Origin of the sequence: Kocuria sp. CCUG 69068, assembly GCF_020833785.1 — a bacterium.
Taxonomy (GTDB): Bacteria; Actinomycetota; Actinomycetes; order Actinomycetales; family Micrococcaceae; genus Kocuria; species Kocuria rosea.
The window spans coordinates 1-11,177 of record NZ_PDDL01000109.1; the positions used below are offsets into that span (position 1 = coordinate 1).

The window sequence follows — 11,177 nt, forward strand, 5'->3', positions numbered from 1 at the left end:
CCTGCTCGCCGAGGGCGTCGCCCCCGAGGCCCCCAGCGTGCTGGGCGCCCTGCGGTTCCTGCTCTCCGGGCGCAGCGCCTTCGTCTCCGGGCAGTTCGTGACGGTCGGCGACGACGCCGGGGCCCTGGCCGCGGACTGGGAGGCCCCCCTGCGGGGCAGGGTCGCCGCTGTCACCGGCGCCGCCCGCGGCATCGGCGCACAGATCGCCCGCACGCTCACCGGCGCCGGCGCGCGCGTCGTCGTCGTGGACGTCCCCGCCGCGGGCGAGCCCCTGGCCGCCCTCGCCAACGAGATCCACGCCGTGGCCCTCCAGCTCGACGTCACGGACGAGCACGCCGGCGAGCGGATCCTCGGGCTCGCCCGGGAGCGCTTCGGGCACCTGGACGTGGTGGTGCACAACGCCGGGATCACCCGGGACAAGCTGCTGGCCAACATGGACGAGTCTCGCTGGGCCTCGGTGCTGGCCGTGAACCTCGAGTCGCAGCTGCGGATGAACGACCAGCTCCTGGCGGGGGAGGGCCTCGGCGAGGCGCCGCGGATCGTCTGCCTGGCCTCCACGAGCGGTGTGGCGGGCAACCGCGGCCAGACCAACTACGCCGCCTCGAAGGCCGGGGTGATCGGGATGGTCGCCGCCACCGCGCCCCTGCTGGCCCGGCGCGGCGGCAGCATCAACGCCGTGGCCCCCGGGTTCATCGAGACGGAGATGACCGCCCGGATCCCGGCGGCCCGCCGCCAGGTCGCGCGCCGGCTGAACTCCCTGCAGCAGGGCGGGCTGCCGGAGGACGTGGCCCAGGCCGTGCTGTTCCTCGCCTCGGACGCCGCCGGCGGCGTCAACGGGCAGACGCTGCGCGTGTGCGGCCAGAACCTGGTGGGGGCGTGAGCATGGCCGCCGACCGGCACGAGACCGTGGTCCTGCCCGGCGTCCCCTCGCTGGGCGGGCTCTACGCCCGTGCGGCGGCGGGGGCGGCCGGGGACCTGCTGCCGCGCGCCCTCGCCGACCGGGTGCCGGGCCGGCTGTCCGGCCGGCTGCCCGGCCGGCCGGCCGGGTCGCGCCGCGGCACCGGCGACGCCCCGCTCGAGCTGCCGGCGGTGGCGCACGTCGTCGAGGACGTGGTCGTCGACCCCGCCGGGCACGAGGCGTTCTGCCGCGCGGTCGGGGCGCCGCTGCGCGAGGGCCCCGGCGGCACCGAGGCCTTCTCCGGGCACCTGCACGCCCTGGCGTTCCCCGTGGCCATGAGCGTGCTCACCCGCCCGGACTTCCCGCTGCCGGTCCTCGGCATGGTGCACCTGGCCAACGAGGTCGAGCACCTCCGGGCCGCGGCGGTCGGGGAGCACCTCACGGTCACCGCCACCGCCGAGCGGCTGCGCCCGCACCGCTCCGGCGCGCAGGTGGACGTCGTCGCCCGCCTCGCGCGCCGGGACGGCGAGACCGTCTGGACGGGCCGCTCCACCTACCTCGCCCGGGGCGTGCGCGTGCCCGGGGCGGCTCACGACGCACCGCGCGCGGAGTTCGTGCCCCCGGCGCCGACCGGGCACTGGCGGCTGGCGGCCGGCACGGGGCGGGACTACGCCGCGGTGAGCGGGGACTGGAACCCCATCCACCTCTCCGGCCCGAGCGCCCGGGCGCTCGGCATGAAGGGCGCCATCGCTCACGGCATGTACTCCGCCTCGCGCGCCCTCGCCGAGGTGGGGGTGCCGCCCGGGACGCCCTTCCGCTGGACGGTCGAGTTCGCGGCCCCGGTCCTGCTCCCGGGCACGGTCGCGGTCGCGATCACCGACGACGGCCGGGGGCCCGGCTGGCGGGGCTCGCGCTTCGCCGGATGGGACCCGCGGCGCAGGCGCCCGCACTTCACGGGGACGGTGGCGCGGCTGGACGGCTGACCCGCCGCCGCGGGCCCGGTCGACGGTGACGTCCGGCGCGTGGGCCACAATGGTCGGGTGAGCCCACAGCAGAGGACAGACGCACGACCCGTCGACGCCACCGGCCAGGACCTCAACCCCGCCCCGCCCAGCGAGGACCTCAAGGAGCAGTACGCGGAGCTCGTGGACCGGGTGCGCGCGGCGCGGACCGCCTACTACGTCGAGGACGCGCCCACCATCTCGGACGCGGAGTACGACGAGCTCTACCGGCGGCTCGAGGAGGTCGAGGCGCTGCACCCCGAGCTGGTGGCCAATGACTCGCCCACCCAGGAGGTCGGCGGCGAGGTCTCCGCGGCGTTCACGCCCGTGACGCACCTCGCGCGGATGTACTCCCTCGAGGACGTCTTCTCGATCGACGAGCTCACGGCCTGGCTGGCGAAGGCCTCCGCCTCCATCGAGGCGCTGCCGGACGCCCCGGAGTCCGCGTGGCTCACCGAGCTGAAGATCGACGGGCTGGCCGTGAACCTGCTCTACCGGAACGGCGAGCTCGTGCGGGCCGCGACCCGGGGGGACGGCACCACGGGCGAGGACGTCACGCACAACGTGCGCACCATCGCCACCATCCCCACCGTGCTCACGGGGGAGGACGTGCCCGAGGAGGTCGAGATCCGCGGCGAGGTGTTCATCTCCTCCCGCGACTTCCGCGCCCTCAACGACGCCATCGTGGCCGAGGGCCGGGCGCCCTTCGCCAACCCCCGCAACGCCGCGGCGGGCTCGCTGCGGCAGAAGGACCCGGCGGTCACGGCCCGGCGCCGGCTGTCCATGTACGTGCACGGGGTGGGGGCCGCCACGGGCCTGCGCGCCGACACCCAGTCCCAGGTCTACGAGCTGCTCGAGCGGTGGGGCCTGCCCGTCAGCCCGTACTACCGCGTGCTGCCGTCCACGGAGGACGTCCTCGCGTTCATCGAGGAGTACGGCCGCCGCCGCCACGACCTCATCCACGAGATCGACGGCATCGTGGTCAAGGTCGACGACCGCCGCACCCAGTTCCGGCTCGGGCACACCTCCCGGGTGCCACGCTGGTCCGTGGCCTACAAGTACCCGCCCGAGGAGGTGCACACCCGGCTCAAGGACATCCTGGTCAACGTGGGCCGCACCGGGCGGGTCACCCCGTTCGGGCTCATGGAGCCGGTGCGGGTCGCCGGGTCCACCGTGGAGATGGCCACCCTGCACAACCAGGACGTGGTGCGGGCCAAGGGCGTGCTCATCGGGGACACCGTGGTGCTGCGCAAGGCGGGCGACGTGATCCCCGAGATCGTGGGGCCCGTGGTGGCGCTGCGGGACGGCACGGAGCGCGAGTTCGTGATGCCCACCCACTGCCCGTCCTGCGGCACGGAGCTGCGCCCGGCCAAGGAGGGCGACGTCGACATCCGCTGCCCCAACGCCCGCAGCTGCCCGTCCCAGCTGCGGGAGCGGGTCTTCCACGCCGCCGGCCGCGGCGCGTTCGACATCGAGGCCCTCGGCTACGAGGCCGCCCTCGCCCTGACCCGGCCCGACGAGCCGGAGACCCCGCCGCTGACCAGCGAGGCGCACCTGTTCGACCTCACCCCCGAGGACCTGCGCGAGGTGCGGATCCGGCGGGAGAAGAAATCGCGCGGCACGCCCACGGGCGAGACCGAGCTCGTGCCCTACTTCTGGACGAAGGGCACGGCCAAGAAGCCCTCCGAGCCCACCGCCACCACCCGCAAGCTGTTCGAGGAGCTCGAGAAGGCCAAGGCGCAGCCGCTGTGGCGCGTGCTCGTGGCCCTGTCCGTCCGGCACGTCGGCCCGACCGCGGCCCGCTCCCTGGCCACGGCCTTCGGCTCGTTGCCGGCCATCCGCGACGCCGACGAGGAGACCCTGGCCCAGGCCGACGGCGTGGGGCCCGTGATCGCCGCGGCCCTCACCGAGTGGTTCGCCGAGCCGTGGCGCCGGGAGATCGTGGAGCGCTGGGCGGCCGCGGGCGTGCGCATGGAGGACGAGGTGGACGAGTCCGTGCCGCGGACCCTCGAGGGCACCACCGTGGTGATCACCGGCACCCTCGAGCGCTTCAGCCGCGACTCCGCGAAGGAGGCGGTGCTGGTGCGCGGCGGCAAGGCCTCCGGCTCCGTGTCGAAGAAGACGCACTTCCTGGTGGCGGGCGAGAACGCCGGCACCAAGCTGGACAAGGCCGAGCAGCTGGGGGTGACCGTGCTCGACGAGGCCGGGTTCGAGCGGCTCCTCGCCGAGGGGCCGGACGCGCTCGCCGGCGCGGCCGGGAGCACCTCCGAGGACGCCGCGGTCGGCACGGAGAACGGTACCGACGACGAGGACGGGGCCTGAGCATGGGACGCCACGACGACGCGCTGGAGGGCCTCGGCCCGACCGGCGCCCACCTGGAGGAGCTGCTGGAGCTGGCCCTGGCGGCCGCCGAGTCCGGGGCGGAGGTCCTGCGGGGCCGCGACGCCGGCCGGCTGGGCGTCACCGGCAAGTCGGGGGAGGGGGACTGGGTCACCCGCTTCGACGTCGCCGCCGAGCAGGCCGTGCTGCGCACCATCCTGGACCGCCGCCCGCACGACACCGTCACCGGCGAGGAGTCGGGCACGCACCGCCCGGAGCACCCCTCCGGGATCCGCTGGTCGGTGGACCCGCTCGACGGCACCACCAACTTCATCCGCGGCATCGTCTACTACTGCACGTCCGTGGCCGCCGCCGACGCACGGGGCAACTGGCTCGTGGGCGCCGTCAACGCCCCCGCCCTGCGCCGCACCTACTTCGCCGTGCGCGGGGCCGGCGCGTGGGTGGAGGAGGACGGCGCGTCCCGCCGGCTCGAGGGTCCCGTGCCGGACCGGGCGGGCCGGCTCTACGGCACCGGCTTCTCCTTCGACGCCGACCGGCGCGAGCGCCAGTTCCCCGCCTTCGCCGCCACCATGCGGCAGTACACGGACATGCGGCGCCTGGGCTCGGCGGCCCTGGACCTGTGCATGGTCGCGGACGGCGCGCTCGACGGGTACGGCGAGCAGGGTCTGCACGAGCACGACTGGGCCGCCGGCGCGCTCATCGCCGAGGAGGCCGGCGCCCTCGTGACCCGGCCGGAGCTGCCCTCCCCGGCGGCGGGCGAAGTGCCGGCCGCCGACCGCCTCGCGGCCTGGATCACCGCACGCGAGCGCGGCATTCCGGGCTGAGTGCGGGCCGGGGCCCGGCCCGCTGAACGTGTGAGATGGCTCTCGTCACTTGACCGAGACCAAAACGTTGCCATAGCGTGACCTTCGAAGCGTTCTTCCCGAGGGCATGCCCTCCGCTTCCCGGAGTGCGAACTCCTGCGCCGGCGTCCTTCACGGGCCGGCACCCCTGCAGACCGCGAACGTGTGATACCTCACGACGGGCCGAAAGGGGTAGCGCAACAAAAATCGTTACGCTATCGTGATAATCAGCTTCCCCGAGGATTCCTCCGGGGATCCGGTGTGCCTGGAGTCCGACTCCCGGCGCGCCACCACACCATGCTGGGTGCTGCCGTAACACCGCACGTCGTCTGAAGGGCAGACACCTGTAAGCACTTACCCACCAACACCTTGACGGGTAGACGACGGCGCGAAGACATCCGGGGACGGAAACGAGCGCAGGTGGCCCAGGGAGCATCATGACCAACGCTTTCGCTGTTCGTCGCAACGTCCGTCGCGGTGCCGCCGCTCTGATCCTCGGCGGGACCGCCGTCGGCGCCATGGCCCTCCCGGCCAACGCCGCTCCGGCCTCCACCTGGGACGCCCTCGCCGAGTGCGAGTCCGGTGGCAACTGGGGCACCTCCACCGGCAACGGCTTCTCCGGCGGCCTGCAGTTCACCCCCTCCACCTGGGCCGCCTTCGGTGGCCAGGGCGCTCCGCAGGACGCCTCCCGTGAGCAGCAGATCGCCGTGGCCGAGAACGTTCTCGACGGCCAGGGCTGGGGCGCGTGGCCCGCCTGCTCCGCGAAGCTGGGCCTGTCCGGCTCCGCCGCTCCCTCCGCCAACCCGATGGGCTCCGCGTCCGTGACCCCGCAGTCCGTCGAGGCCCCGGCCCCGATCGAGGCTCCGGCCCCCGCCCCGGTCGCCGCCCCCGAGCCCGGCCCCGTGGCCGCTCCCGTCGAGGCCCCGGCCGCCGTCCAGGCCCCGGTCGTCGAGTACGTGGCTCCCGCCGCCGCCGTGGCCCCGGCCTCGGTCTCCGCCGAGACCTACACCGTGGTCGCCGGCGACACCCTCGGTTCCATCGCCGACAAGCTCGGCATCGAGAACTGGGAGGACCTGTACGCCGCGAACGAGGGCACCATCGCCGACCCGAACCTGATCTTCCCCGGCCAGGTGCTGAACATCCCCGCCTGATCCCCACCGGACAGGCACCGCGCGGCCGCGCCGCGCGAGAGCATGCGAGAGGGCCCCTCCGATCGGAGGGGCCCTCTCGCATGCTCGGCGGGCACCGGCACGGCGCCGACCGTGCGCTCAGCTCACGGCGTGCGCTCGGGCCGGCTCCACAGCCACGGCTCGGCGGGCTCGGCCCCGGCGTCGCCGAAGCTCACGGAGCGCTCCGCGCCCTTGACCCGGTACGGCTGGATCACCGTCAGGGACTCGCCCTCCCGGTGCTGGGTCTCCACGGCCACGGCCGTCTGCCCGGAGCGGTCCGGCAGGGTCACGGGGAAGGCGACCGCGGCGCAGAGGAGGTCGTCCCGCAGCTCCACCGCCCGCGCCCGCAGGGCGTCCAGGGCGGCCTCGGGGCTCAGCTCCTCCGCGTCCTCGGCCGGCAGGCTGTCGAGCTCGTACTCGCCGTCCTTGCGCGCGGTGACGAGGAAGGGGGGAAACGCCCCGTGCTGCCCCAGCTGCTGCTCGGCCACGGCCTGGACGTGGGCCATGACCGTGTCGATCGTCGCGGCGGCGTCCTTGCTGACCCGCTGGCGCCACGCGTTGGCGGCGTCCGTCGCGGAGGTCGCGCGCGCGGCCTTCCCGGAGCGGGCGCCGGGGCGCCCGCTCTTGGCGCCTCGGTCCTTCTTCGTGCGGGCGGGGGTGCTCTTGGCCATGTCCGGGTGCTCCTGTGCGGTGGTCGGTGCGTCCCTCCAGGGTATGCCCCTGCGGGGCCCCCTCCGGCCGGGAAGGAGGGGAGTGCCGCGCGGCTAGACTGGACCGGAAACCACCCCCGATCACGAGCAGGAGTGCGCATGTCTGCGATCACCCGCGAGCAGGTCGCCCACCTGGCGAAGCTCGCGCACATCGAGATGACCGAGGAGGAGCTGCGGTCCATGGCGAAGGAGCTCGACCTCGTCGTCGACTCCGTCGCGTCCGTCAGCGAGGCCGCCGGCCCGGACGTCCCGGCCACGAGCCACCCCATCCCGCTGCAGAACGTCTTCCGCGAGGACGTCGTGGGCGAGACCCTCACCGCCGAGGAGTCGCTGCTCAACGCACCGGACGCCGCCGAGGGCAAGTTCAAGGTGCCCGCGATCCTGGACGAGGAGTAGCCGCATGAGCAGCACCGGAACGCCCCAGGGACCCGTCGGTCTCTCCGCCGCCGAGCTCGCCCGCCGGCTCGCCGCCGGCGAGATCACCTCCGTCGACGCCGTCCAGGCCCACCTGGACCGCATCCGGGAGACCGACGGCGAGCCCGTCGACCCCGCCGACCGCAGCCGCGGCCGGACCGGGCTCAACGCCTTCCTGCACGTCAACACCGAGGAAGCCCTGTCCGTGGCCGCCGAGGTGGACGCCGCCCGCGCCCGCGGTGAGGAGCTGCCCGAGCTCGCCGGCGTGCCGATCGCGGTCAAGGACCTCATCGTCACCAAGGGGCAGCCCACCACCGCGGCGTCCCGCATGCTCGAGGGCTGGATGAGCCCCTACGACGCCACCGTGACCCGGCGGCTGCGCGCCGCCCGGATGCCGCTGCTGGGCAAGACGAACCTCGACGAGTTCGCGATGGGCTCCTCCAACGAGCACTCCGCCTTCGGCGACACCGCCAACCCGTGGGACCTGTCCCGCATCCCCGGCGGGTCCGGCGGCGGGTCCGCCGCCGCCGTGACCGCGTTCCAGGCGCCGCTGGCCCTGGGCACGGACACCGGCGGGTCCATCCGCCAGCCCGCGGCCCTGACCGGTTCGGTGGGCGTCAAGCCGACCTACGGCGGGGTCTCGCGCTACGGCGTGATCGCCATGGCCTCCTCGCTGGACCAGGTGGGCCCCGTGGCGCGCACGGTGCTCGACGCCGCGCTGCTGCACGAGGTGATCGGCGGGCACGACCCGCAGGACTCCACGTCCCTGCCCGACCCGGTCGGCGACCTCGCCGCCCAGGCCCGGGCCGGCGCCGCCGAGGGCGGGCTGGCGGGCCTGCGCGTGGGCGTGGTCAAGGAGCTCACGGGCGAGGGCTTCCAGCCCGGCGTCCAGCAGCGCTTCGAGGAGGCCGTGGAGCTGCTGCGCTCCGCGGGCGCCGAGGTCGTGGAGGTCTCCACCCCGAACTTCAAGTACGCCCTGGGGGCCTACTACCTCATCATGTCCTCCGAGGTCTCCTCGAACCTCGCCAAGTACGACGGCGTGCGCTTCGGCCACCGCGTGCTGCCCGAGGACGGGCCCCTGACCATCGAGCGCGTGATGGGCTCCACCCGCGCCGCCGGCTTCGGGGCCGAGGTCAAGCGCCGCATCATCCTGGGCACCTACGCGCTGTCCGCGGGCTACTACGACGCCTACTACGGCTCGGCGCAGAAGGTCCGCACCCTCGTGCAGCGCGACTTCGCGGCCGCGTTCGAGCAGGTGGACGTGCTGGTCTCCCCGACGTCCCCGACCACCGCGTTCGAGCGGGGCGCCGTGGACGAGTCCGCCGACCCCATGCAGATGTACCTCAACGACATCGCCACCATCCCCACCAACCTGGCCGGGGTCCCCGCGATCTCCGTCCCCGGCGGCCTCGCCCCCGAGGACGGGCTGCCCGTGGGCATCCAGTTCATGGCCCCCGCACGCCAGGACGCCCGGCTCTACCGCGCCGGCGCCGGCCTGGAGGCCCTGCTCGAGCAGCGCTGGGGCGGACCGCTCTGGCAGCGGCTGCCGGACACCGCCGCCCTGGTCCGGGACCTGGCCGGCGGCCCCGCCGCGTCCGATCTGTCCGCACCCGTCCGGGGAGGAGCCCGCTGATGAACCGGAGCACCGAAGAGGTCCTGTCCTTCGACGAGGCCATGGAGAAGTACGACCCCGTGCTGGGCTTCGAGGTCCACGTGGAGCTCAACACCCGGACCAAGATGTTCGACGCCGCCCCCAACGTCTTCGGGGACGAGCCGAACACCAACGTCACCCCCGTCTCGCTCGGCCTGCCCGGGGTGCTCCCCGTGGTGAACCGGGTGGCCGTGGAGTCCGCGATCAAGCTCGGGCTCGCCCTGGGCTGCGAGATCCGCCCGGTCTCCCACTTCGCCCGGAAGAACTACTTCTACCCGGACACCCCCAAGAACTTCCAGACCTCCCAGTACGACGAGCCGATCGCCGAGAACGGCTCCGTCGACGTGGAGCTGGAGGACGGGACCGTGTTCACGGTCGAGATCGAGCGCGCCCACATGGAGGAGGACGCCGGGAAGCTCACGCACATGGGCGGCGCCGCCGGGCGCATCCAGGGCGCGGACTTCTCCCTGGTCGACTACAACCGCGCCGGCGTCCCGCTCATCGAGATCGTGACGAAGCCCATCGTGGGCGCCGGCACCCGCGCGCCCGAGCTGGCCCGCGTGTACGTGGCCCTGATCCGGGAGATCGTGAAGAACCTCGGGATCTCGGACGCGAAGATGGAGCGCGGCAACGTCCGCTGCGACGCCAACGTGTCCCTCATGCCCAAGGGCAGCGCCACGTTCGGCACCCGCTCCGAGACGAAGAACGTGAACTCGCTGCGCGCCGTGGAGCGTGCCGTGCGCTTCGAGATCCAGCGCCACGCGGCGGTCCTCGACTCCGGCGGCACGATCGTGCAGGAGACCCGGCACTGGCACGAGGACACCCGCTCCACCACGAGCGGGCGCCCCAAGTCGGACGCCGACGACTACCGCTACTTCCCGGAGCCCGACCTCGTGCCGGTCGTCACCGACCACGAGTGGATCGAGCGGCTGCGGGCCGAGCTGCCCGAGCCCCCGGCCGAGCGCCGGAAGCGGCTCAAGACCGACTGGGGCTTCTCCGACGAGGAGTTCCGGGACGTCGTCAACGCGGGGGTCCTCGACGAGATCGAGCAGACCGTGTCCGCCGGCGCCGCCCCGGCCGCGGCCCGCAAGTGGTGGATGGGCGAGATCGCCCGCCTGGCCAACCAGCGGGAGGTGGAGATCGCCGAGCTCGGCGTCACCCCGCAGCACGTCGTCGAGCTCAACGGGCTCATCGACGCCGGGAAGATCAACGACAAGCTCGCCAAGAAGGTCCTCGCCCACGTCCTGGAGGGCGAGGGCTCGCCCGCGGAGGTCGTGGAGCGGCGCGGCCTGGCCGTGGTCTCCGACGACTCCGTGCTGACCGCGGCGATCGACGACGCCATGGTGCAGATGCCCGACGTCGTGGCGAAGGTGCAGGCCGGCAAGGTCCAGGCCGTCGGCGCCCTCATCGGCCCCGTCATGAAGGCCACCCGCGGCCAGGCCGACGCGGGCCGGGTGCGCGAGCTGATCCTGGAGAAGCTCGGCGTGCAGGGCTGACCGCCGCCCGCGCCCGCGCAGGACTGCGTGCGCGGAACACCGAGGGGTCGCCTCCTGTGGGAATCCGCAAAGGATTCCGGCAGGACGCGACCCCTCGCCGCGCGGCGGGCTCCGATAGCGACCCCTCGCTGCGCGGCGGGGTCCAGACGCGACCCCTCGTTGCGGGGCGTGCGAGCATGGGCGCATGGACCCTGCGTGCGACGTGCTCATCATCGGCGGCGGCATCGCCGGACTGTCCCTGGCCTCGGAACTGGCCGAGCGGCGGGGGAGCGGAGCCGGGATCGTGCTCGCGGAGACCGAGCCCGTCCTGGCCCACCACACCTCCGGGCGCTCGGCCGAGCAGCTGATCCCCAGCTACGGCCCGGCCCCCGTCCGGGAGCTGACCGGGGCGACCGTGGCCCGGCTGCTCGACCCGCACCCGGCCCCGCCCCGGCCCCTGGCCTGGCCCAGCCGCATGGTCCTCGTCGGGACCGAGGCCCGGCTGGGCGCCGAGGCCGCCCCGGGGACGCAACCGCTGTCCCGGGCGGAGCTCGTGGAGCTGTGCCCCGAGCTGGCCTGCTCCCCGGCGGACGCGGTCGAGGCCGGCCGCCTCGACAGCACCTCCGTGCGCACCGACGCCGCCGCGCTCGTGGCCTGGCACCGCGACCGGGCCGCGG

At 74.3% G+C, this 11,177-nt stretch carries 10 protein-coding genes; 9 read left to right on the forward strand and 1 reads right to left on the reverse strand.

Annotation, left to right across the window (positions count from 1 at the left end; all coding sequences use genetic code 11):
* The 5 genes from CRM73_RS15860 to CRM73_RS15880 all read left to right on the forward strand — a co-directional run.
* A partial coding sequence (locus CRM73_RS15860; protein WP_229588428.1) for a 3-oxoacyl-ACP reductase occupies nucleotides 1-880 on the forward strand: 880 nt, incomplete at its 5' end.
* A gap of 2 nt (nucleotides 881-882) precedes the next feature.
* Entirely contained in the window at nucleotides 883-1,881 is a 999-nt protein-coding gene (locus CRM73_RS15865; protein ID WP_229588435.1) for a MaoC/PaaZ C-terminal domain-containing protein, read from the forward strand.
* A 57-nt stretch (nucleotides 1,882-1,938) separates the two neighbouring features.
* Nucleotides 1,939-4,221, forward strand: a complete 2,283-nt coding sequence (ligA, locus tag CRM73_RS15870; protein ID WP_229588430.1) for an NAD-dependent DNA ligase LigA — start codon at nucleotides 1,939-1,941, stop codon at nucleotides 4,219-4,221.
* 2 nt (nucleotides 4,222-4,223) lie between these two features.
* Nucleotides 4,224-5,063 (forward strand): inositol monophosphatase family protein, encoded by an 840-nt coding sequence (locus CRM73_RS15875; RefSeq protein WP_229588432.1) that lies wholly within the window; start codon nucleotides 4,224-4,226, stop codon nucleotides 5,061-5,063.
* A 455-nt stretch (nucleotides 5,064-5,518) separates the two neighbouring features.
* A complete protein-coding gene (locus CRM73_RS15880; protein WP_035926415.1) occupies nucleotides 5,519-6,232 on the forward strand; it encodes a transglycosylase family protein in 714 nt (237 codons plus the stop codon).
* 122 nt (nucleotides 6,233-6,354) lie between these two features.
* Here the strand turns inward: CRM73_RS15880 and CRM73_RS15885 are convergent, their stop codons facing one another.
* Nucleotides 6,355-6,921, reverse strand: coding sequence for a hypothetical protein (locus CRM73_RS15885; protein WP_017833832.1), 567 nt, complete (start codon nucleotides 6,919-6,921; stop codon nucleotides 6,355-6,357).
* Nucleotides 6,922-7,059: 138 nt separating this feature from the next.
* Between CRM73_RS15885 and gatC the strand changes: the two genes are divergently transcribed.
* The 4 genes from gatC to CRM73_RS15905 form a co-directional block, all read left to right on the forward strand.
* On the forward strand, nucleotides 7,060-7,356 hold the full coding sequence (gene gatC, locus CRM73_RS15890; protein WP_017833831.1) for an Asp-tRNA(Asn)/Glu-tRNA(Gln) amidotransferase subunit GatC: 297 nt from the start codon (nucleotides 7,060-7,062) through the stop codon (nucleotides 7,354-7,356).
* A gap of 4 nt (nucleotides 7,357-7,360) precedes the next feature.
* Entirely contained in the window at nucleotides 7,361-9,007 is a 1,647-nt protein-coding gene (gene gatA / locus CRM73_RS15895; protein WP_035926412.1) for an Asp-tRNA(Asn)/Glu-tRNA(Gln) amidotransferase subunit GatA, read from the forward strand.
* Nucleotides 9,007-10,521 carry an Asp-tRNA(Asn)/Glu-tRNA(Gln) amidotransferase subunit GatB gene (gene gatB, locus CRM73_RS15900; protein WP_095651350.1) on the forward strand — a complete coding sequence of 505 codons (1,515 nt, stop codon included), beginning with the start codon at nucleotides 9,007-9,009 and terminating at the stop codon, nucleotides 10,519-10,521. Before gatA ends, gatB begins: the two co-directional genes overlap by 1 nt.
* Nucleotides 10,522-10,705: 184 nt before the next feature.
* Nucleotides 10,706-11,177: FAD-dependent oxidoreductase (locus CRM73_RS15905; RefSeq protein WP_229588434.1), on the forward strand; the 472-nt coding region annotated here is incomplete at its 3' end.

Bases quoted from the DNA above. Each gene is read 5' to 3' on its own strand.
- CRM73_RS15865 (WP_229588435.1), top strand. From the start codon at position 883: ATGGCCGCCGACCGGCACGAGACCGTGGTCCTGCCCGGCGTCCCCTCG.
- gatA (WP_035926412.1), top strand. From the start codon at position 7,361: ATGAGCAGCACCGGAACGCCCCAGGGACCCGTCGGTCTCTCCGCCGCC.
- CRM73_RS15885 (WP_017833832.1), bottom strand. From the start codon at position 6,921: ATGGCCAAGAGCACCCCCGCCCGCACGAAGAAGGACCGAGGCGCCAAG.
- gatC (WP_017833831.1), top strand. From the start codon at position 7,060: ATGTCTGCGATCACCCGCGAGCAGGTCGCCCACCTGGCGAAGCTCGCG.
- gatB (WP_095651350.1), top strand. From the start codon at position 9,007: ATGAACCGGAGCACCGAAGAGGTCCTGTCCTTCGACGAGGCCATGGAG.
- CRM73_RS15880 (WP_035926415.1), top strand. From the start codon at position 5,519: ATGACCAACGCTTTCGCTGTTCGTCGCAACGTCCGTCGCGGTGCCGCC.
- CRM73_RS15875 (WP_229588432.1), top strand. From the start codon at position 4,224: ATGGGACGCCACGACGACGCGCTGGAGGGCCTCGGCCCGACCGGCGCC.